Genomic DNA, 20,670 nt, shown 5'->3' on the forward strand with positions numbered 1-20,670 from the left:
CGTGAGGTTTTACAGGCTGCGGAGCAACTCTTCGGCCTGCGTGCGTGCCACCTCAGCCGCTTTCAGCCGGACCGGGCCATAGCCGCGGATCTCCATCGGCGCATTCAGTACCTTGAGGCAGGCCTCATGCGCGTCGGTGCTGTAACGGCTGGCGATGGTCTCAAGCGTGGCCTCAAACCAGGTCAGCAGACCGCGGTGCAGGCGGGCTTCCTCGTGATAGCCGAAGATGTTGAAGGCTGAACCGCGCAAGGCCTTGCCCTTGGCCAGAAGGGTCATCACCGGGCGCAGCCAAGCCCCGAAGGCCCGTTTTCCTGGACGTCCGCGGGCGTCCTTTTTCCAGTTCAGCAGAGGCGGCGCGAGGTGGTAGTTGACGCGGAAATCTCCTTCGAATTCCTCTTCCAACTGATGCTGGAAGGCGTCGCTGGTGAGCAGCCGGGCGACCTCGTATTCGTCCTTGTAGGCCATCAGCTTGAACAGCGATCGCGCCGCCGCCCGGGTCAGCTCGTCCTGCGCATTGGCAGGCAGCGCCTCGCGGAGCCGCCGCAGGGCAGAGGTGTAGCGCCCCGCGTAAGCCACGTTCTGATACCCGGTGAGGAACGACGCACGCCGCTCGATCAGCGCGTCCAGCGTCTCGGGTTTTTCGGGGGCCTCCTCATAATGGCTGGCGACCAGTTCCGGGTCTGCCGCCATGGCACGGCCGATGGCAAAGGCCAGGCGGTTCTTTTCAACGGCAACGCCGTTCAGCTCGATCGCCTGATCCAGCGCGCCGGCACTCACCGGCACCAGACCCTTCTGCCAAGCAAAACCCAGCATCATGACATTGGCCAGCACAGCGTCGCCCAGCATTGTCTCCGCGGCCTCATTGGCGTTGAAACCGGACAGGTTCTGCGGACCGACGGCTTCGGCAATGGTTTTTTCGCGCAGGCCTGCCATCAAGTCGGCATCGCGGCGCAGCACCAGATCGCCGGTGGGCATTTCCGCCCGGTTCAGCACTACCTTGGTGTCCGCCCGGTAATGGGCGGAGGCCTTGGGCGCCGAGCTGACCACCACGTCACAGCCAATCACCGCATCCGCGCCGCCGGCGTCGATGCGCACCTGGTTCAGCGTCTCCGGCGCGTTCGACAGGCGGATATAGCTCAGCACGGTCCCGAACTTCTGTGCAAAGCCGGTGAAATCCAGAACGCTGGAGCCCTTGCCCTCCAGATGCGCGGCCATGGTGATTAGCGCACCCACGGTGACAACACCGGTGCCGCCGACGCCGGTGACCAGCAGGTCGAACGGCGCGTCCAGCGATGGCAAGGCAGGGGAGGGCAGTTTGGCGGTCAGCTGCGCGGCATCCAGGCCTGCGGTCTTTTTCTTGCGCCGGGTTGCGCCCTCAACGGTGACAAAGCTGGGGCAGAACCCGTTCAGGCAGGAGAAATCCTTGTTGCAGCTCGACAGGTTGATCTTGCGCTTGCGGCCAAACGGCGTCTCCTTCGGCTCCACGCTCAGGCAGTTGGATTCCACCGAACAGTCGCCGCAGCCCTCGCAGACCAGATCGTTGATGAAGGCAAACCGTTTGGGATCTTCCATCTTGCCGCGCTTGCGGCGGCGGCGCTTTTCAGTGGCGCAGGCCTGTTCGTATATCAGGACGGTGACGCCGGGGATTTCGCGCAACTCACGCTGCACACTGTCCAGCGCGCTTCGGTCATGGAAGGTGGTGCCCGCCGGGAAGTCGCGGCGGCTGAACTTGCCGATGTCATCGGAAACCAGGGCGATCCGCTCCACCCCTTCAGCACGGCAGGTCTGGGCAATGCCATGCACCGAGACCGGCCCGTCCACCGGCTGGCCGCCGGTCATCGCCACTGCGTCATTGTAAAGGATCTTGTAGGTGATGTTGGTGCCTGCCGCGACCGCCTGGCGGATCGCCAGCGATCCGGAGTGGTACCAGGTGCCTTCGCCCAGGTTCTGGAACACATGCTTGCCGCCATTGAACTGCGAGGCTGCGGTCCAGGGCACGCCTTCACCGCCCATCTGGGCATAGCCGGCCGTCTCCCGGTCCATCCAGCTGGCCATCACATGGCAGCCGATGCCGGAAAATGCTTTGGACCCTTCAGGCAGTTTGGTGGAGCTGTTGTGCGGGCAGCCTGAACAGAAATAGGGCGTGCGTGCGGCGCCGGGCACATTCAGCACCTTTGGCGGCTCGGCTGCCAGAGCGGCCGCCTTGGCGGGCAGGTTTTCCTCCGGGAAAAACCTGTCCAGCCGTGCGGCAACGATTGGCGCCAGCAAGAGCGGGCTCAGCTCGCCGGTCCAAGGGATCAGCGGCTCCCCCTGGCTGTCGTATTTTCCGACCATCTTTTCCGGCTTGCTGCCGGGCCAGTCATAGAAGTTTTCCTTGAACTGGCTCTCGATGATGCCGCGCTTTTCTTCTACAACCAGCACCTCCTGTTTACCCTTCACGAATTTCAGCGCATCGGTGCGGTCCAGCGGCCAGACCATGCCGACCTTGTAGATATCGATGCCCAGGCGGCGGCAGGCGGCCTCATCCAGCCCCAAAAGCCGCAGCGCTTCCATCAGGTCGAGATGCCCCTTGCCGGTGGAGACAAAGCCAAAGCGCGCGTTCTTGATGTCATAGATCCGGCGGTCGATCGGATTCGCCTCGGCAAAGGCGCGCACGGCGTCCAGTTTGGCGTGAATACGGGTCTCGATCTCGGGCGAGGGCAGATCGGCGCGGCGTATATGCAACCCGCCGGGATAATCCGGCAGGTCGGGGTATATGAACGCGCGGTCGGGGCGCAGTTCAACCGACCGCGCGCTTTCCACGGTTTCGGACACAGCTTTGAACCCCACCCAGGTGCCGGAATAGCGCGAAAGGGCAAAGCCATACTCGCCGAATTCCAGAAATTCGGACACGTCCGCCGGGTTCAGCACCGGCATGAACCAGGACATGAACGCAACATCCGACTGATGCGGCATCGAGGAGCTGACGCAGCCGTGGTCGTCGCCTGCTACGACCAGTACGCCGCCCTTTGCGGAGGAGCCATAGGCGTTGCCATGCTTCAGCGCATCGCCGGAGCGGTCCACCCCCGGACCCTTTCCGTACCACATGGAAAACACGCCCTCGACTTCGCAATGCGGATCGAGCACTGCCTGCTGGGCGCCCAGAACCGCGGTAGCGCCCAAATCCTCGTTCACCGCTGGCATGAACTTAATCCGGTTTTCCTTCATCCGGTCCTCGGCGCGCCAGAATTCCAGATCGACCGCCCCCAAAGGCGAGCCACGGTAACCAGAGACAAAACCCGCAGTGTTCAACCCGGCTTCCCGATCGCGGCGCGCTTGATCGAGCATGATCCGGGCCAAGGCCTGGGTGCCGGTCAGGAAAACCCGGCCCTGGGTCTTTTCGTACCGGTCTTCCAGCTTGTAGCTGCGGAAATCATGGCTCAGCTTGGTCATCTTGGAGTGTCCTTGCACGGAGAATGTGGTGTCCGGAAAGTTAAACCACTCAGGTTGAAGAGATTTGCCTGAATTTCTGATTTTGAGGATAATTTTGGGTAAGCTATCCAGAATATTATGATTTGGCGGGGAAAGTGACCGAACCATGAAACTTGACGATCGCGATTGCCGTATCCTCACCCTGCTGCAGGAAGACTCCCGCATTTCCAATGCTGACTTGGCTGAAGCCGTCGGCATGTCGGCCTCTGCTCTGTGGCGCCGGGTGCGGGCGTTGGAGGATGCGGGCATTATCGAGCGGTATGGCGCAGTCGTGAATGCTCCGGCAATGGGGCTTGGGTTCCAAGCCATCGTGCATGTGCATTTGACACGTCACGATCCGGACAAGCTGGTGGAATTTATCCGCGCAGTAGAGACCAGCCCGCTGGTGCAGGAATGTTACGCCACTACAGGACAGGCCGACTACCACCTTCGCGTGCTGGCTCCGGATCTGGATGCCTACAACCGGTTTCTGGAGGGATTTCTGTTCCGTCTTCCAGCGGTCGCCAGCGCTCAGACAAATGTGGTGCTGCGTACGATCAAACGGGACAAGCCGGTTGTGCCTTAGAAAATTTTCCAGCGGCGGAAGCATCTTCTTAAAGCAGATGGCTGTGCAGCCAGTCAGCGCTTTCTTTGCAACGATACTTTGGGGGTTGCGGGCATTCCTCAGCCCACGGGTGCCGTCACGCCGCCGCGTATTTCACCCAGGCCCAGGCCATGGCGATGTAGGTCAACTGGTGCAGAGCCTGGTCAGAACCCATTGCCTGCCAGAACATCGCCTGCTGCGGGTGCAGCTTCTTGCGTTCGGAAAAACGGGCTTTGCCGAAATCAATGTGGAAATGAATCACCCACTCCAGCACAGCCAGAACTAGAATGAATGCCAATGGTGCGCCGAACAGCAAATAAACAAGGGCTGAGCCGATCACATGGATACCCGCATGCTGGGCCCGTCCCATATGGGCATAGGCGCAGCGGCCGGACAGCATCTTGGGTGTTTGCAGAAAGAAGTCGGCAAACAGGTGCTTGACCTGCAAAGCGCAGAGCAGCAGCAGAACGTATCCGACATATTCCGGCAAACCTATTGACCTCCAGCAAGGATACCTCGTTGGAACCTTACGGATTTTTCACCGTCTGGCAATTGCTGCGCCGGCAGGATGCCGCAACGGGACAGGACGGTCTTCTGCCCATTGCCTGTGCCTGCCAAACCGCGCTACCCATAAGACAGTCCAACTCCAAAGCCGCCATTTATGGAGCTTTCCCCATCGAACGCTCTTTGTTCCGTTTCATCTGGAAGTACTCGAAGCGCGACCAGCTGGTGCTGTTGCTGGTCACGGCCTGCCTGTTTCCGCTTCTTTACCTGACGCTGGAGCTGCCGAAACGGATCATCAACGATGCGATCGGTGCTGAGAGCTCCACCATAACCCTGCTGGGGCAAAGCTTTGATCAGCTGACGTTCCTGTGGTTTCTTTGCGGCGGATTTCTGGTGTCGGTGCTATGCCACGGCCTGCTGAAAATGCGCATCAATACCATGAAGGGGGTGCTGGCCGAGCGAATGCTGCGCCGCTTCCGCTATCAGCTGATCGCCCGGGTGCTGCGCTTTCCGCAACCTTACTTTGAGCGGGTCAGCCAAGGCGAACTGGTGTCGATGGTCACCTCCGAATCCGAGCCGATGGGCGGGCTGATGGGGGATGCGGTCAGCCAGCCGGTGCTGCAAGCGGGGCAGATGCTGACTATCCTGTTCTTCCTGTTCCTGCAGAACTTCTGGTTCGGGATGGCCGCAATTGCGCTCATTCCGCTGCAAGGCTGGCTGATCCCGATGCTGCAACGGCAGATCAACTTGTTGAACAAAAAGCGCATCAAGCAGGTTCGGGCACTGGCCACTGAGATCGGCGAAAGCGCCGCAGGCGCCTCGACGCTCCGGATCAATGGCGGCTGGCGTTACCGGATGGCGATCATCACAGCCCGGCTGGGGCGGCTGTATGACATCCGCTTAGAGATCTACCAGAAAAAATTCTTTATGAAGTTTCTCAACAACTTCATCACCCAGCTGACGCCGTTTTTCTTTTATGCTGTCGGCGGCTTTCTGGTGCTGCAGGGCAAGGTGTCGTTGGGCGCATTGGTCGCGGCGCTGGCAGCCTACAAGGATCTGGCATCACCCTGGAAGGAATTGCTGACCTATTACAACCAGACCCAGGACATGGGCTTGCGCTGGGAAGTAATCCTCGACCGCTTTGCACCTAAGGGCATGGTGGATGAAAAGCTGCTGAGCGGCGAGCCAGAGGAGCTGGAGCATTTGCGCGGCGACGTGGTTCTGGATGCGGTCAATGTGCGTGACACGGATGGCAATCCGGTGCTGGAAGAGCTGAGCGCAACCTTCCCCGCAGGGCAGGTCATCGGTATTGCGGCCCCCTCCGAGGAAGACCGCCGGGCTCTGGCGGAACTGCTGACGCGGGAAATACTGCCCTCAACGGGAACGGTGACGGTGGCCGATCAGAACCTCACCGGGCTGCACCAGGCTACGGTGGCGGCGCGGATCGGCTATGCTACCTCGCGGCCGGTTCTTTTCCAGGGATCCTTTGGCGACAACGTGATGATGCCAATGCGGCTGCGCCCCTTGGGCGCGGCCCGGGACTTGCAGCAGCTGGAGATTGCCAAACGCGCGGGCAACAGCCCGGATCCCTTTGATGCACCCTGGCTTGACCCCAAGCTGGCTGGTTTCTCCAGCGAGACGGAGCTGCGGAGCTGGTGGCTGCAGCTGGTTGAGGGGATCGGATCCGATACTGCTCTGTTCCGCCGCGGTATCGAACAGTGTTTCGAAGCGCCCGACCACCCGGATCTGGCGCAGCGGCTAGTCGGGCTGCGCCCATCGGTGCGCAAGGCCATTCTGGACGCCGGTCTGGACGTGCATGTGCATTTTCTGGAACCGGAGGCATACAACCCGGCGCTGCCGGTTGCGGAAAACCTGCTGTTTGCAGCCTCGCAGCAGGCCCTGACCGGCGAGGTCTTGCATGGGCATGCGGAATTCCTCGACGAGCTGAAGCAGCTGGGGCTGGACGAAGGATTGGTGGCGCTGACCCGCGATGTGGTGGAGATGCTGCGCCAGATCTTCGGTATGGACGGCACGGGCCACCCCCTGTTCCGCAAGCTGGGATTGGATGTGGGCGCCTATGAAACGGCGCTGTTGCTGGTCGACCGGCCCGGAACCGTAAATGCGGCGGCGCTGAGCCGCGAGGAACTGGCTCAGCTGTTGATCGTGCCTTTCACCATTTCGGCGGAACAGATCGGCCCGGCATTTGAAGAGACAATGAAAGAGCGGATTCTGGGCTTCCGCCGCAGCCATGGGATGCGCTTGCTAAAGGCCTTGGGCGCCGGCTTTGTGCCATTTGCAGAAGAGGCCATCGCCCCCACTTTGACGGTTCTGGAAAACGCTTTGTTCGGCAAGATATCGGATGCTGCCGGCGCCAAGGGCGATGAGGTACGCAAACTTGTCTCAGAACTGATGGTGCGTGAAGGCTTGCGTAATCAGGTGGTGGAACTGATCTTTGACATGCCGATTGCTGTGGGCGGGCAGGGGCTGGCCGCCAGTTTTGCTGAGCCGCTGGCCTTTTGCCGGGCCACAATCAAGAAACCGGATATCCTGATCCTTGATTCCGCGATGGCAAGTTATGATATTGAAACCCGCGTCGCGGTGCATAAGAACCTGCGAAAGCTTTTGCCTGGAACCACGCTGATCTACCTTGCCCCCAGCTTTCAGAACCCGGATGTGTTTGACGTCTTCTTTGAGCTGCGCCAGGGCCGTCTGGTCAGCGACGAGGCCCAGGTCGTGGCGGCAGGCGATGGAGCGGCGAGCCAGGATCTTGCCCGAAAGCTCAGGGCGCTGGAACAGACGGAACTGTTCTCAGGCCTGAACCGGCGCCAGTTGCGCCTCCTGGCATTCGGCGCCCGCTGGTATGATGCCGCAGCAGGAGAGGTTGTGTTTCTCAAGGATGATAAGGCGTCGGACGGGGCGTATATGATCCTTGAAGGCGAGGCAGAGCTTTACTTGCCGCAACCGGGCGGTGCGGACCGGCTGATTACCACGGTTGGCCCTGGGCGGCTGGTGGGGGAACTGGGGCTGATCCGCCATGAACCCCGGGCGCTGAGCATGATCGCGGCGACCGATCTCAACTGCCTGCGGATTGGTGAGGAAGAATTCCTGGCAGTGGTGGAAAATGACGCCTCCACCGCATTCAAGCTGTTGCAAGTGGTGGCGGGCTACGTCTCCAATTAATCTGGACATTCAGACAGGGAAAAAACATGAAACTTCTGCGGTACCGCACGAGCGGAGGAGTACGGCCGGGACTTTTGGACAGCACAGGCGCAGTCCGGGATTTGTCCGCGCATCTGCCGGACATTACCGGTGCGGTGCTGGGGGACGAAACCTTGGCCCGGCTGGCAGTGCTGGATCCGGCGGAGCTGCCGCTGGTGGAAGGAGATCCAGAGCTGGCGCCTTGTGTCGGGCAGACGGGGAAGTTTCTCGGCATCGGCCTCAACTACACCGATCACGCGGAAGAGATGGGCATGGCGCTGCCAGAGCATCCAATTCTTTTCCTTAAGGCGACGTCGTCGATTTGCGGACCGGACGATGACGTGATCCTGCCGCGCGGCTCAGTGGCGGCGGATTGGGAGGTCGAGCTGGGCGTGGTGATCGGCACTGCAGCCAAATATGTCTCCGAAGACGACGCGTTGAACCATGTGGCGGGGTATTGCGCGGTCAACGATGTGTCCGAGCGCGACTATCAGACCAAGCTGACCGGCCAGTGGACCAAGGGCAAAAGCTGCGACACCTTCGGGCCAACCGGTCCCTGGCTGGTGACGCGGGACGAGGTGCCGGACCCGCAGAACCTGTGGCTGACCTGTGATGTGAACGGCACGCGGCGGCAGACTGGAAACACGGCCACGATGGTGTTCACCGTGGCACAGATCATCTCGCATCTGAGCCAGCTGATGACCCTGCATCCGGGCGATGTGATCGCGACCGGCACACCGCCGGGCGTCGGTATGGGGTGCAAACCGCAACCGGTCTATCTGCAGGCCGGCGATGTGATGCGGCTGGAGATCGAGGGGCTGGGAGTGCAGACTCAAACGGTCCGGTCTGACGAGTGACACTCTGCAGGCGGGGTCTCCCGCCCGTTCCGGCACCTTCGCGGAATGCGCCTGCCCGGTTGGGCGTGGCGCTGCGCCATGCGCAGCGCGGTCCTGCTTGCAGCAACGCAGGAATAGAACCTGGAGAACGTGCGGGGCCGCCAGCGTCTATGGGAAGAAGCGGTCAAGCGCCGCTGCAGAACTGCCTGTACAGCAAGGCTATCAATTGCTGCGTGTTGCCATCAGTCAGGCAATAGAAAACTGTCTTGCCTTCCCGCCGCGTGGCAACCAGACCTTCTTCACGCAGACGGGCGAGCATTTGGCTGACCGCGGCTTGACGCATGTTCAACAGGGCTTCCAGCTCGCCCACAGACTTCTCTCCGGTGCCAAGATGGCAAAGGATCATCAGCCGCCCTTCATGGGCAAGCGTTTTGAGGAAAGCGGCCGCTGCTGCGGCGCTATCCTGCATGCCGATTGACGTTTTTAAGTCGATGAGGTCATTGTTCTGGGCAGGCACTATGCGGCATCCTGGAAGATTGTATGCCGCATAGTGCCGCTATTCTTCCGGTCAAGTCACCCAGGATTTGCAATCTCAATCCACGATCGGCGGAGAGCCACCGGCAAAGGCGTTGCCATTTGAATAATCACAGGGCGCTTCCTGCATGTTAAGGTGCAAGTCAGTTCCGGTGAACGGATGGGCGCGGGCAAGATCTTCGTCCACTTCGATGCCCAGTCCGGGTGCGCTGGGCGCGGTAACATAGCCGTTCTCTGCGCGGATAGACCCCTTGATCAGCTGATCGTGAAAGGGGGATTCTATGGTTTCCAGCAGCAGGATGTTCGGGATTGAGACGGCGAGGTGGATATTGGCCGCCCATTCCACCGGTCCTGCATAAAGATGCGGCGCCATCTGTGCATTGAACACTTCTGCGATGGCCGCGACCTTTTTCATTTCCCAGATCCCGCCGGCACGGCCCAGGGCCGGCTGCAGGATCTCGGCGGCGCCAGCCCGCAGCACTGCAGCAAATTCTGACTTTGTGGTCAGTCGTTCACCTGTGGCCACAGGAATGCGCAGGGTGCGGGCAACGCGGGCCATGTCTTCGATATTGTCAGGCGGGGTAGGCTCCTCGAACCAGAGCGGGGCAAAGGGTTCAATTGCCTGGCCCAGGCGGATGGCACCGGCGGTGCTGAACTGGCCATGGGTGCCGAACAGCAGGTCTGCCTTATCGCCCACGGCTTCGCGGATCGCCTTGCAGAACGCCACCGACAAGGAGATGTCCGACATCGCAGGCATATGCCCGCCGCGCATCGTATAGGGGCCGGCGGGATCGAATTTCAGCGCGGTGAAGCCTTCGCGCACCTTTTGTGCTGCGGCCTCGGCAGCCATTTCAGGCGAGGTCCAGAACGGCATGATGTCCTGATGCGGCAGCGGGTAGAGGTAGGTATAGGCACGGATGCGATCATTCATCCGCCCGCCAAGCAACGCATGCACCGGCCGTCCGCGGTCCTTTCCCAGGATGTCCCAGCAGGCGATTTCCAGACCCGAGAACGCACCCATCACTGTGAGGTCCGGGCGCTGTGTAAACCCCGAGGAATACGCGCGGCGGAACATCAGTTCGATGTTTTCCGGGTTCTCACCTGCCATGTGGCGCTCGAATACGTCGCGGATCACATGGGTCATCGCATCAGGGCCCACGGATGACGCGTAGCATTCGCCCCAGCCGGTGATGCCGGTGTCCGTTGTGACTTTCACCAGGATCCAATAGCGCCCGCCCCAGCCCGGGGCAGGCGGTGCAGTTACGATGATATCCAGATCTTGCAGTTTCATGGTCTAGCTCTCCGAAGCCTCGGCAAAGGCGGCCAATTCCTTGTCGATTTCATCAATTGCAGCCCTTGTACTGAAGAAGGCCAGGCCCGGCGCCCCCATGCTGTCCACGCAAACCTCGATATCGATTTGCACCCTGGCTCCGTCAAAGGCGCCGTCGATTTGCCAACGGCGGGTTTCGTCCATGTCCAAGCCAGGCAGGGTATCCGCGATGGCGGCGGTGAATTCCGCAGGCAGCCCGAACCGGGGATTATTGGCGAGCCGCGTCAGAAAGGGGGCGGCCTCGCCGGCACCGAAACCGGCCGAGGTCTCCGAGGTGACCGGCGGCGCCTTGGGGGTCTCTGGTTTAAAGAGATCGGTCAGAAATTTGAGCATGTTCTGCGCTCCACCTTGAAAGTGTCAGCCGAAAACAATCACATTGCGTTTGGCAGAACCAGTCTTGGTATCGGCAATGGCCTCGTTGATCTGCTCCAAAGTCCAGCGCCCGGAAATCAGTTCGTCCAGTTTCAAGCGGCCCTGCTGGTAGAGATCCACCATCCACGGGATATCACGCTGGATCACCACGTCCCCCATCTTGGAACCGATCAGCCCTTGGCCCACGGCCGCCAAAACCACAGGCTCATAGCTGGCCTTGGCGCCGGAATGCGGCATGCCGATCAGCACCGCTTTGCCGCCGCGCGCCAGATACCGGGGGGCCTGTTCATAGGCTGGGATGGCGCCAACGGTGATCAGCACCGCATCCGCACCGCGGCCGCCAAGCGCCTTGAATGCGGCTTTCCATGGTTTTTCTTCAGTGGCGAGCACCCCGTGGGTGGCGCCGAACTCCTTGGCAATCGCCAGTTTCTCCGGGCTCATATCCACCGCAACGATGCGGCGGGCGCCAGCGATTCGGGCGCCCTGGATGGCATTGAGGCCGACACCGCCTGCACCGATCACCACCACATCCTGACCCGCACGCAGCTGCGCCGCGTTGACCACCGCGCCCACCCCGGTGATCACCCCGCATGAAACCAGCGCCGCGGCATCCTTGCCCATATCTTCCGGGATTTTCACGATCTGCCGCTGGTCCACCACCACCTTCTCGGCAAAGGCGCCGCAAGCCATGGCCTGATCCAGCGGCTTGCCGTCCGCGGTTTTCAGCGGGCCGCTCACGGTGTCATAGAGTGTTTCACAAATCACCGGCCTGCCGCCGGCGCAGGAGGGGCAGGTGCCGCAGCTGCGGATCAGGGTGACCACAACCGAGTCGCCCACGGCAAACCCCTGCACGCCGCTGCCGGTACTGGTGATCACTCCGGCGGCCTCATGCCCATAGACTGCCGGCAGATGCCCGCCCCAGGCGCCCTCGGCATAGGAAATATCACTGTGGCAGATTGCTACTGCGTCCAGTGTGACCTCAACTTCACCCATCCCGGGCGGTGCCAGCTGCACCTGCTCGATCACAAGCGGCGCGCCGAATTCATGGCAGACGGCGGCTTTGATGGTTTGCATGGTCTCTCTCCCCGTTTTCAAACAGCGTGGCGCGGCGGTCGGGCTGCATCAAGCCGGAATACGGCAGGGCGAAGGCGCAATTACGCTACGGAAGGCTTGCTGCGCAGGAACACCGCGCAGCCGATTGCCATCAGAAGCAGCGCCAGCAGGAACGGCGCACCTGGCAGGTAGAGGCCAGCGCCTTCGCCGGTAAAGCGGGCAAATACCACCGTCATCATCAGCGGCGACAGGATCATCGCCAGCGCATTGACGGCGGTCAGCACCCCTTGCAGTTCGCCCTGCTGGTTGTCCTCTGCCGCTTGTGCCATCATTCCTTGCAGTGCGGGCTGGACAACCGCCCCCAGGGCCGAGACCGGGATCAGCAGCATCGCAAGAGTGCCGCTGGAGATGAATGCGAGAATGCCGAAGGCGGCAAAGTCGAACAGCTGGCCCCAGATCACCGTCCGGCGCTCCCCGAACCAAGTCACCGTGTAGCGCAACAGCCAGCCCTGCACCAAAGCCATCGAGATACCGTAAACCGCCAGCGACAGCCCGATCACCTGCGGCTGCCAGCCAAACCGCTCCAGCGTGAAATAGGCCCAGATCGCGGGATAGACGTAGATGGCAACAGAATAGAGGAAATAGACCCACAGCAGCGGCTTGATGCCGGGAATGCGCCCGACCGCGCGGAAGGCGCCTAACGGGTTGGCGCGGCGCCATTCAAATGGGCGGCGGTTCTTGTCCTGAACCGTCTCGCCCATCACAAACCAGCCAAAAGCGAAGTTTGCCAGCACGAGAACCGCAGCGGCATAGAACGGCGCCCGGGTACCCAGTTCGCCCAGCAATCCGCCCATCAGCGGGCCCAGCACAAATCCGGCACCAAAGGCCGCACCCAGCAGGCCGAAATTGGCGGCTTTCTTTTGCGGCGGCGAGATGTCGGCGATATAGGCGCCTGCCGTCGAATGGGTGGCGGCGGTGATGCCGCCCAGGATACGGCCCAGAAGCAGCAGCCACATGGTGCCGGCAAGGGCCATGATCAGGTAATCCAGCGCCATCACAAACAGCGAGACCAACAGCACCGGCCTGCGCCCCACTGCGTCGGACAGGCTGCCGAGGATCGGGCTGAACAGGAACTGCATCACTGCAAAAACAGTGCTGAGGACACCGCCCCAGACTGCCGCCTGCGCCAGCGACCCGCCCTGAACCCCGGTGATCAGGCCCGGCATCACCGGCATGATCAGCCCGATGCCCATGGCATCGATCATCACGGTCGCCAGGACAAAGACGAGGGACAGGCGGCTTTGGTGTTCTGCCCCGGCACCCTTGCCTGTTTTCGCTGTCAGCGCAGGCAATCCTGCTCTCCTCGACGGTTTCTATTCGCCGCCCAGTTCTCCTGCCTTTATGGCAAATTGCAAGGCGTCCCACGGGGCCCGGCCCATCTGTTGCGACGCATCAAACAGCGCTGCCGTATCAAGATCCGGGTATTCCCGCGCGACCAGGTCCTGCAGCGGGGTTTGAGTGGACTGCGCCTCTTGGCACAGCGCCTTGACCGCCGCCTGGGCATCGGGCCGGGGCATTTCTGCGGCGAGGGCGAAACTCAGTGCCTCGGCGTGGATCATGCCCAGCCCGTCCGACAACGCGGATGCCATGGCCGCCGCATTGGGTGCGAGACCGGCGCAGAGCGCCCTGCTGGTCTTTGCAGCACTGGCGGCGCCCAGCACGATTTGGGGCAGGCACATCCATTCGGTGAACCAGGCTGCTCCGTCACGCTGATGCTGCTGCATCGCTGCTCCCTGCAGCACAGAAAGCAGACCGCTGCCCTGCCGCGCCAAGGCCGTCAGAACCGAAGGCGCGACCGGGTTCTGTTTCTGCGGCATCGTCGAGGAAGCGCCGGCACCGCCCAGCAAAATCTCCCCGACGCCGCTTTGCGCCAGCGCGGTGCAGTCCTTTCCCAGCTTGCCGAATGCCAGCGTCACCCGCACCAGCCAATCCGCAATCCGCAGGACCGGAGTGCGGTCAGTGTGCCAGCTGCGTCCGGGATCACCCAGCGCCAGCCCCTTGGCCATGGCTGCGCGCACCTCCGCCGCTTGCGGCCCCAAGGCAGATGAGGTTCCGGCAGCACCTGCCAAGGACACCAGCAGGCAGCTCTGGCGCAAGCCGGGCAGTTCCTCGATCAACCCCAGCAGTGGCGCGCCCCAGCCCGCTGCGACCGCGCCAAAACTGGTGGGGGTGGCGTGCTGGCCATAAGTGCGCGCTGCCATCGGCAGCTCCGCATGTGTTTTCGACAATGTGCCAAGGGCTTTCACACTTGCAGTTAAATCCGTTTCCACCAGTGCCAGCACCTGGCGCAGCCGCAGCATAAGCGCGCTGTCCATGATGTCTTGCGAAGTGGCGCCCCAATGCACGTACTGCGCATGTTCCGGCGCTTTCATCTCGTCGCGGAACGCAGCCACCAGCCCCGGCACCGGCACGCCGTTCTGTCCTGTAGGCCGCTTCAGAACACCGGGATCGACGGCGATTTCCACCACGGCCCGGCTGATTGCGGCGGCGCTCTCCTGGGGTATAACCCCGGCCGCGCCTTGCGCCTTGGCCAGCGCGCCTTCCACCAGCAGCATGGCGCGCACCTCTGCGCTGTCGGAGAACAGGCGGCTGGCTTCGCCGCTGCTGAAGAGATCACCGTAAACCTGGCTGTCAAAGACGGAACCTGCCATCAGAAGTCCTTTGCGATGTGCCCGATCAGATCCGCGAGGCCCTTGGGATCTGCAAAGAAGGGCGAATGGGATGTCTGCATTTCATAGACCAGATGCGGCGGAAGCTGTGCCGCCATTTGCACCTGGTATTCCGGCGGGATCACCCGGTCGCTTGTGCAGCGGATATAGGCCTTGGGCACCCCATAGAACCGCTCAGTCAGCTGGATCGGTGTGTCCTGAGGCCGGATCGGCTGAAGGCAGAGATTCTGCATGGCATAGCGAACGGCCTCCTCCAAGCAATCGTGATAAAATAAATCCGGTGCGGTATCAGGCAAGAAGCTGTAGCCAGTGCCGGCCGGGTTCTTGGCCGTCGCGCCCGTCAGCGTCTGCCGCGGCCCGGCTTTGCGCATATCGATCAGGGAACTGCCGCTGACCGGGATGTAGGCGCAGAGATAGATCAAACCGCGCAGCTTTTCCGGGGCGGCCTCTGCAGCGGCAGAAATCGGAAAGCCGCCCCAGGAATGGCCCAGCACGATGGTGTCCGGGGTGGAGGCCGCTGCGATGGCATCAGCGGTATCTGCCAGCGTGACGCCTGCCGGATCCCGGCCGTCGCCATGGCCGGGCAGGGTGATCGTGCGCGCTGTATGGCCGCCGGCCTTCAGTGCCGGGACAACATCACGCCAGCACCAGGCGCCGTGGCAGGATCCATGAACCAGCAGAACCTCAGCCAATATGCCCGGTCTCCTGCAGGAAGGCGGTCAGGCGCTCTGCGTATTCCTCCGGCTGCTCGACGCAGGGGATATGGCCAGCGCGGCGGATCAGGTGGAACCGGCTGCCGGGGATCAGATCGACCGTCTCGCGCACCAGATCGGGCGGGGTGGCGCCGTCCTCAGAGCCCGCGATACCCAGGCACGGCAGCCGCAGCCCGCTGGCTGGAGTATAGAAATCGGTTCCGGCAATTGCCGCGCAGCAGCCGGCATAGCCATCGCGGGACTGCTGCACCAGCATGTTGCGCCAAAGCTGCAGCTGGGGCGTGGCCCGGAAAGTTCTGGAGAACCAGCGCTCCATCACGGTATCGGCCAGCGCCTCCACACCCTGCGCTTGGACCGTCTGCACGCGGTCCTTCCACATCTTTGCAGTGCCGATCTTGGCGGCGGTGTTGGAGAGCACCAGCGCCCGGATCTGGTCCAGCCGCTTCACTGCCAGCCCCTGTGCGATCATGCCGCCGATCGACAGCCCCACAAACATGCTATCCCGCACCTGCAGATGATCCAGCAGCCGTTCTGCGTCGCGCACCAGCGCGCCCATCGAATAAGGTGCCGGCGGGCAGGACGACAACCCATGGCCGCGCTTGTCATATCGGATGATGCGCAGGCCCGCGGGCAGGCGCGCCACTACCTCATCCCAGACCCTCAGGTCCGTGCCCAGAGAATTGGCAAAAACGATGGGCGCGCCATCCGCGTTTCCGTCAATGCGGTAGTGAAGCTGGACATCGCCCAGGTCTGCGATCTGCATGGAGCGCCTCTTGGTTGTTCCACCGCACTCTACCTGCGCCGGGGCGACGAGGTAAACCAGCCGCCTGCCGCGGGCTGGGAAATTTTCTTGGGTAAGAAAATTGGCCGGAAAATTTGGATTCTCCTGCGTCCTTCAGCCGTGCAGCTCAATATGGGCCATGATCTGCCCGTGATCGGAGGCCAGCTTGTTGTAAGGCGCCTCAGGGTGGCTGCCGTCGGTCAGATGGTCGTTGAACACGCTGTAGTACTGCATCCCCCCCAGCGCGCCGCTCCAGGCAGGGTCGAAATGGCGCGACATGTAGATCTGGTCGATGCTCTCATGCACTCCGTTAAAGGCAGTGGTGTAGACCACATCGCGCAGGCTTTTCTTCAGGAACATATTCTCGGCTGATCGCAGCCGCACCCGGTCGATTGCTTCGCGGATCTGAGTGTCCTCTTTCTCGCTGTAGCGGTCGCCGCCGTGCCGGGCATCATGGCGCAGCATCCAGGCGTAATTCTTGAAGGGAGCCTCGCCCGAGATGATTTCACTGCTGACAGCGTGTTCGCCGTCATTGAAATCCCCCAAGACCATCACCGGGCGGCCCTGTTCCAATTCGTCCAGAATTGCACGGCGCAGCACCCAGGCCTCTCCCATCCGCCGCAATGCCGCCCTCAAGGACCCCAGGGCACGGCCTGCGGCGTCATAAGCCGTCAGCACGGTTTCCGGCGCGTAATCCGCGCCCTGCGGTGTGATGTACTCGCCCAGCTTCGATTTCAGGTGGCAGTTGAAAACGGTGATGACCTGTCCTCCAACAGGTACGCGGACCTTTAAGATTGGCCGCGACAGGCGGCGCAGGGTATAGAAACCGGCTTCTTCTTCCTCACCCAGGCAGGCCATGGGAATGTCCAGCGGCTGTGCCAGCTCCTGGATCACTTCTGCCTCTCCTTCAAAGCCGAACCGGGACAGCACCGCGAGACCGGGACGCCGTTGTCCAGGCCCGCCGGTGTCATTGACGTTCGCAGCGAAAGCCAGCGCTGCCTCGTCATAAGAACCATACGCCAGCTTCTGAAAAATCGCTTTCCGGTGATAGCGCTTGGACGGGTCGGGAATGCTGGCTGCATTTGCCTCCGCTCCGCGGCGGTCCGCCTCGGCAATCACCTGGCGCAGCGGGGCCTCCTCAAAGATCTCCTGGAAACCCACGATATCCGCGTTCAGCGTCAGCAGCTGGTCAGCCATCCAATCCGCCTTCCACGCATATTCCTCAGGCGTGTAGCTTTGAAATCGGTAGTATTCCCGCTCCGGTCCGATCAGATTTTTGACGTTGAACGAGGCGATGGTGAAACGTGTCATGAACGGCCCCCTTGCCAGCCGTACGGATTTCCGTTCGGTCAGAGGTCAAGCATAACGCGCCAGCGCCTCCTGGAACAGCGCCGCATCCACATTGCCGCCTGTGGCGACTGCAATCACCGCCTCGCCATCGATCTTGTCAGGGTGGAACAGGGCCGCCGCCAGCGATGCCGCACCACCGGGTTCCAGTACGATTTTCAGCCGCAAGAAGGCCAGCGCCATCGCCCGCATCGCCTCATCCTCGCTTACCACCAGTCCCGGCCCGCACAAGCGGCTGAGGATGGGAAAGGTGATCTCACCGGGCTGCGGTGTCAGGATCGCATCGCAGATTGAGCCGGATTGGCTGCGGTTCTGCCGGATTTCACCGGCCGCCAGCGAGCGGGTCACATCGTCAAACCCTTCCGGCTCCACCGGGCGCACCCGCAGATCCGGCGCGCGCGCCTCTAGCGCCAGGGCGATCCCCGAGGATAATCCGCCGCCGCCGCAGTTAACCAGAACGTCTGCCCGGGTGATGCCTTCGGCAGCGGCCTGTTCCGCGATCTCCAGCCCGCAGGTGCCTTGACCGGCAATCACCTGCGGTTCGTCATAGGGTTTGATCAGCGTCAGCCCGCCCTTCTCGGCATACCGGGCGCCCACTGCCTCGCGGCTTTCCCTGCCTGCACGGTCATAAAGCACCACCTCGGCGCCCAGGTCGCGGGTGTTTTGGATCTTCAGCTTTGGCGCGTCGGCCGGCATCACGATCACAGCAGGCGCCCCATGCGCTTTGGCCGCTGCGGCCACGCCCTGCGCATGGTTGCCGCTGGAATAGGCGATGACCCCGCGCCTTCGGTCTTCTTCCGCCAGCGCAGAGACCGCCGACCAGCCGCCGCGGAACTTGAAGGATCCGGTGTGCTGCAGGCATTCCGCCTTCACGAACAGGCGCCGCCCGGAGATCTCGTCCAGAAAGGGCGAGGACAGCAGCGGCGTGACGCGGGCATGGCCTTTCAGCCGCGCTGCCGCCGCTTCGATCATGGTAATTGAGGTCATGTGATCTGGTCCAGTACTGAATGGATGAGGGCAACCGCCTCTGGCTCGTCCAGAAAGGGCACATGGCCGCGGTCCGGAATTTCCACTGCTTGCAGCGCTGGCAGGCGGCGCCGCATTTCCGCGCAGGTTCCTGCGCTCAGAATGTCTGAATTCGCGCCGCGGATGACCCCGCAAGGCAGGCCGTCCAAAGCCTGGAACAAAGGCCAGAGATCCGGGGCAGGGCCTGCCTCCGCTTGTGCCAGCAGCGCGTCGCGCAGGCGCGGATCATAGCGCAGGCTGAGCCCGCCGGCGCCTGCATCGTAAAATGCCTCAGCCTCCTCGCGCCAGCGTGCAGCCGGGACGCCGGGAAAGGCCGGCGCCATCAGTGCAGCAAGCGCTTCTGCGGCCTGCGCATGGGTCTTTGCTGCCGGGCGGCGGCCCACGTAGCCCATGATCCGGGCAATGCCGTCTGCGGGGATCTCCGGGCCGACATCATTCAGGACCACCGCTGCAAGCCGGTTCTTGGCGATGGCGGCCAGTGTCATTGCCACCAAGCCGCCGCGCGACGTGCCAAGAATGGCAGCGCGGTCCGATCCCAAATGGTCCAGCAGTTCCAGCACATCCTGCGCTTCGCGCAGAACATTGTAGGTCATGAAGCCCGGATCATGATCCGACCGCCCCCGTCCGCGGGCGTCCAGAGTGATCATCCGGCAGCCTGCAGAATGAGGTGCGAAATACCGGAAATCGCGGCTGTCCCGGGTCAGGCCTGCCAAGCACAGCAGCGGCACACCCTTCCCGGCATCGGTATAATAAAGCTGCAGCCCGTCTGAGGTTTCGAAAAACGGCATATGTGTAGGGTCATCCTTTGGCCAGGTCGGGAATTGTTGTCAGGTCAGGCAGGATATGCGCCGGCGTCCAGGGCAGCCGGTCCATAGGCTCGCCTGCCCGGTTGACCCAGGCGGTGACAAACCCATAGCCCGATGCCCCCGCCGCGTCCCAGCCGTTGGAGGAGACAAACAGCACCTCCTCCCTGGCGCAGTTGAACCTGGCGCCAACCAGATCGTAAACGCGGGCGTCGGGCTTGAAGATGCCGACGCTTTCTACCGACAGCACGTCATCCAGCACATCGCCCAGCCCGGCGGATTGCACCGCTCCGTCCAGCATGGCGGGGGATCCATTGGACAGGATCGCGGTGTTCATGCCGGCGGTCTTCAGGGCGTTCAGCATGGCGGGCACTTCCGGATAGGCTCGCAGCTGCCAGTAGAGGTCCAGCAGCCGCTGGCGCAGGGCCGCATCCCCTGCCAGGCCGGCCGCCTCCATCGCCCAGTCCAGCCCGTCCTGCGTCACATTCCAGAAATCGGCATGGGCATTGGTGATCGCCCGCAGCCAGGTGTATTGAAGCTGCTTCAGCCGCCAATGATTGGCCAGCTCGGCCCAATTGTCCTGCAAATGCGGAAACTCCGGTTCGCTGGCGGCCTGCCGCGCAGCAGCGGCCACATCGAACAAGGTGCCGTAGGCGTCAAAGATACAGGTGGTGATTGGCATGGGGCTCTCCCTTTGCTGGAGCGTCGCACGAAGCCCTGGGCGGGCAAAGCGGGAAATTGTACCCATACGGGTTTACATCACGTTCGCGGACGCTAGGCTGCGCCCCTTTATCAACCCGCAACCAATTGGAGGTCATATGACCGGGGTAAAGAACGGCGACACCGTGCGCATCCATTACACAGGCAAGCTGACGGATGGCACCGTTTTCGACAGTTCCGAGGGCCGAGATCCGCTGGAATTCACCGTCGGTGCAGGGCATGTGATTGCGGGCATGGATGCAGGGCTGGAAGGCATGGCCGAGGGAGAGAGCAAGACGCTGGAAATCCCCTGCGCCGAGGCATACGGTCCGATCAACCCCGCCGCGCGCCAGGAGATCCCCCGCGAGGGCATTCCCGGGGATATCCCGCTGGAGCTGGGAACTCAGTTGCAGATGCAAAGCCCGGACGGCCAGGTTCTGCCGGTGACGGTGGTTGAGGTCAGCGACGAGACTGTCACCCTGGATGCAAACCATTTCCTGGCGGGCAAAGATCTGGTGTTCGACATCGAGCTGGTCTCGGTATCCTGATGTTCCATTTGCGGGCAGGCGGCACTCCCGCGCCCGCAGGTCTTCCGGCTGTGCCGGAAAACGCTTGGCGGCTTTGGGCGTGGGGGGGGGGGACAAGAAAAGAAACAACACACAAAAAAAGAGGGTGTCAAAAAAAACAAAAA

General features: G+C 62.2%; 18 protein-coding genes. 4 read left to right on the forward strand and 14 right to left on the reverse strand.

Annotation, left to right across the window (positions count from 1 at the left end; all coding sequences use genetic code 11):
• Positions 1 to 9: 9 nt before the first annotated feature.
• Entirely contained in the window at positions 10 to 3,432 is a 3,423-nt protein-coding gene (locus tag AC0KW6_RS05550; protein ID WP_474034352.1) for an indolepyruvate ferredoxin oxidoreductase family protein, read from the reverse strand.
• Positions 3,433 to 3,577: 145 nt separating this feature from the next.
• Here AC0KW6_RS05550 and AC0KW6_RS05555 point away from each other — a divergent pair, with 145 nt between their 5' ends.
• On the forward strand, positions 3,578 to 4,036 hold the full coding sequence (locus AC0KW6_RS05555; RefSeq protein ID WP_024088735.1) for an Lrp/AsnC family transcriptional regulator: 459 nt from the start codon (positions 3,578 to 3,580) through the stop codon (positions 4,034 to 4,036).
• Positions 4,037 to 4,151: 115 nt separating this feature from the next.
• Here AC0KW6_RS05555 and AC0KW6_RS05560 read toward each other — a convergent pair whose 3' ends face one another.
• Positions 4,152 to 4,544, reverse strand: a complete 393-nt coding sequence (locus tag AC0KW6_RS05560; RefSeq protein ID WP_323775899.1) for a DUF3307 domain-containing protein — start codon at positions 4,542 to 4,544, stop codon at positions 4,152 to 4,154.
• A gap of 197 nt (positions 4,545 to 4,741) precedes the next feature.
• Between AC0KW6_RS05560 and AC0KW6_RS05565 the strand changes: the two genes are divergently transcribed.
• Together AC0KW6_RS05565 and AC0KW6_RS05570 are read left to right on the forward strand one after the other, a co-directional pair.
• Positions 4,742 to 7,738 carry a cyclic nucleotide-binding domain-containing protein gene (locus AC0KW6_RS05565; protein ID WP_474034354.1) on the forward strand — a complete coding sequence of 999 codons (2,997 nt, stop codon included), beginning with the start codon at positions 4,742 to 4,744 and terminating at the stop codon, positions 7,736 to 7,738.
• Positions 7,739 to 7,764: 26 nt separating this feature from the next.
• Positions 7,765 to 8,613 (forward strand): fumarylacetoacetate hydrolase family protein, encoded by an 849-nt coding sequence (locus AC0KW6_RS05570; protein WP_474034355.1) that lies wholly within the window; start codon positions 7,765 to 7,767, stop codon positions 8,611 to 8,613.
• A gap of 163 nt (positions 8,614 to 8,776) precedes the next feature.
• On the opposite strand, the gene AC0KW6_RS05575 is transcribed toward AC0KW6_RS05570, so the two are convergent.
• The 12 genes from AC0KW6_RS05575 to AC0KW6_RS05630 all read right to left on the reverse strand — a co-directional run bounded on the left by AC0KW6_RS05575 (position 8,777) and on the right by AC0KW6_RS05630 (position 19,962).
• Positions 8,777 to 9,061: an ArsR/SmtB family transcription factor gene (locus AC0KW6_RS05575; protein WP_323775913.1), complete on the reverse strand. Its 285-nt coding sequence runs from the start codon at positions 9,059 to 9,061 to the stop codon at positions 8,777 to 8,779.
• A gap of 123 nt (positions 9,062 to 9,184) precedes the next feature.
• Positions 9,185 to 10,417, reverse strand: coding sequence for a mandelate racemase/muconate lactonizing enzyme family protein (locus AC0KW6_RS05580; RefSeq protein WP_323775902.1), 1,233 nt, complete (start codon positions 10,415 to 10,417; stop codon positions 9,185 to 9,187).
• A gap of 3 nt (positions 10,418 to 10,420) precedes the next feature.
• Positions 10,421 to 10,789: a hypothetical protein gene (locus AC0KW6_RS05585; protein WP_323775903.1), complete on the reverse strand. Its 369-nt coding sequence runs from the start codon at positions 10,787 to 10,789 to the stop codon at positions 10,421 to 10,423.
• Between the two features lie 24 nt (positions 10,790 to 10,813).
• The gene (locus tag AC0KW6_RS05590; protein ID WP_323775904.1) at positions 10,814 to 11,902 is read right to left on the reverse strand and encodes a Zn-dependent alcohol dehydrogenase; all 1,089 of its coding nucleotides are present in this window, start codon (positions 11,900 to 11,902) and stop codon (positions 10,814 to 10,816) included.
• A gap of 80 nt (positions 11,903 to 11,982) precedes the next feature.
• Entirely contained in the window at positions 11,983 to 13,146 is a 1,164-nt protein-coding gene (locus AC0KW6_RS05595) for a TCR/Tet family MFS transporter (RefSeq protein WP_474034366.1), read from the reverse strand.
• Between the two features lie 108 nt (positions 13,147 to 13,254).
• Entirely contained in the window at positions 13,255 to 14,592 is a 1,338-nt protein-coding gene (locus tag AC0KW6_RS05600) for a lyase family protein (RefSeq protein ID WP_323775905.1), read from the reverse strand.
• Positions 14,592 to 15,302: an alpha/beta fold hydrolase gene (locus AC0KW6_RS05605; protein ID WP_474034357.1), complete on the reverse strand. Its 711-nt coding sequence runs from the start codon at positions 15,300 to 15,302 to the stop codon at positions 14,592 to 14,594. Before AC0KW6_RS05605 ends, AC0KW6_RS05600 begins: the two co-directional genes overlap by 1 nt.
• Entirely contained in the window at positions 15,295 to 16,086 is a 792-nt protein-coding gene (gene pcaD / locus AC0KW6_RS05610; RefSeq protein ID WP_323775907.1) for a 3-oxoadipate enol-lactonase, read from the reverse strand. The genes AC0KW6_RS05605 and pcaD overlap by 8 nt, the downstream gene beginning before the upstream one ends.
• Positions 16,087 to 16,218: 132 nt before the next feature.
• Positions 16,219 to 17,415 (reverse strand): endonuclease/exonuclease/phosphatase family protein, encoded by a 1,197-nt coding sequence (locus AC0KW6_RS05615; protein WP_474034358.1) that lies wholly within the window; start codon positions 17,413 to 17,415, stop codon positions 16,219 to 16,221.
• Between the two features lie 45 nt (positions 17,416 to 17,460).
• The gene (locus AC0KW6_RS05620; RefSeq protein WP_323775909.1) at positions 17,461 to 18,438 is read right to left on the reverse strand and encodes a threonine ammonia-lyase; all 978 of its coding nucleotides are present in this window, start codon (positions 18,436 to 18,438) and stop codon (positions 17,461 to 17,463) included.
• A complete protein-coding gene (locus AC0KW6_RS05625) occupies positions 18,435 to 19,265 on the reverse strand; it encodes an alpha/beta fold hydrolase (protein WP_474034359.1) in 831 nt (276 codons plus the stop codon). Before AC0KW6_RS05625 ends, AC0KW6_RS05620 begins: the two co-directional genes overlap by 4 nt.
• A 10-nt stretch (positions 19,266 to 19,275) precedes the next feature.
• Positions 19,276 to 19,962, reverse strand: a complete 687-nt coding sequence (locus tag AC0KW6_RS05630; RefSeq protein WP_474034360.1) for a haloacid dehalogenase type II — start codon at positions 19,960 to 19,962, stop codon at positions 19,276 to 19,278.
• Positions 19,963 to 20,098: 136 nt separating this feature from the next.
• Here AC0KW6_RS05630 and AC0KW6_RS05635 point away from each other — a divergent pair, with 136 nt between their 5' ends.
• Positions 20,099 to 20,527 (forward strand): FKBP-type peptidyl-prolyl cis-trans isomerase, encoded by a 429-nt coding sequence (locus AC0KW6_RS05635; RefSeq protein WP_474034362.1) that lies wholly within the window; start codon positions 20,099 to 20,101, stop codon positions 20,525 to 20,527.
• The last annotated feature ends 143 nt before the right edge of the window (positions 20,528 to 20,670 follow it).

The sequence above is a fragment of the Leisingera sp. SA215 genome, from assembly GCF_055902035.1.

Bases quoted from the DNA above. Each gene is read 5' to 3' on its own strand.
- AC0KW6_RS05575 (WP_323775913.1), bottom strand. From the start codon at position 9,061: ATGCAGGATAGCGCCGCAGCAGCGGCCGCTTTCCTCAAAACGCTTGCC.
- AC0KW6_RS05615 (WP_474034358.1), bottom strand. From the start codon at position 17,415: ATGACACGTTTCACCATCGCCTCGTTCAACGTCAAAAATCTGATCGGA.
- AC0KW6_RS05625 (WP_474034359.1), bottom strand. From the start codon at position 19,265: ATGCCGTTTTTCGAAACCTCAGACGGGCTGCAGCTTTATTATACCGAT.
- pcaD (WP_323775907.1), bottom strand. From the start codon at position 16,086: ATGCAGATCGCAGACCTGGGCGATGTCCAGCTTCACTACCGCATTGAC.
- AC0KW6_RS05595 (WP_474034366.1), bottom strand. From the start codon at position 13,146: ATGATCGATGCCATGGGCATCGGGCTGATCATGCCGGTGATGCCGGGC.
- AC0KW6_RS05600 (WP_323775905.1), bottom strand. From the start codon at position 14,592: ATGGCAGGTTCCGTCTTTGACAGCCAGGTTTACGGTGATCTCTTCAGC.
- AC0KW6_RS05585 (WP_323775903.1), bottom strand. From the start codon at position 10,789: ATGCTCAAATTTCTGACCGATCTCTTTAAACCAGAGACCCCCAAGGCG.
- AC0KW6_RS05635 (WP_474034362.1), top strand. From the start codon at position 20,099: ATGACCGGGGTAAAGAACGGCGACACCGTGCGCATCCATTACACAGGC.
- AC0KW6_RS05555 (WP_024088735.1), top strand. From the start codon at position 3,578: ATGAAACTTGACGATCGCGATTGCCGTATCCTCACCCTGCTGCAGGAA.
- AC0KW6_RS05620 (WP_323775909.1), bottom strand. From the start codon at position 18,438: ATGACCTCAATTACCATGATCGAAGCGGCGGCAGCGCGGCTGAAAGGC.
- AC0KW6_RS05580 (WP_323775902.1), bottom strand. From the start codon at position 10,417: ATGAAACTGCAAGATCTGGATATCATCGTAACTGCACCGCCTGCCCCG.
- AC0KW6_RS05550 (WP_474034352.1), bottom strand. From the start codon at position 3,432: ATGACCAAGCTGAGCCATGATTTCCGCAGCTACAAGCTGGAAGACCGG.
- AC0KW6_RS05630 (WP_474034360.1), bottom strand. From the start codon at position 19,962: ATGCCAATCACCACCTGTATCTTTGACGCCTACGGCACCTTGTTCGAT.
- AC0KW6_RS05590 (WP_323775904.1), bottom strand. From the start codon at position 11,902: ATGCAAACCATCAAAGCCGCCGTCTGCCATGAATTCGGCGCGCCGCTT.
- AC0KW6_RS05570 (WP_474034355.1), top strand. From the start codon at position 7,765: ATGAAACTTCTGCGGTACCGCACGAGCGGAGGAGTACGGCCGGGACTT.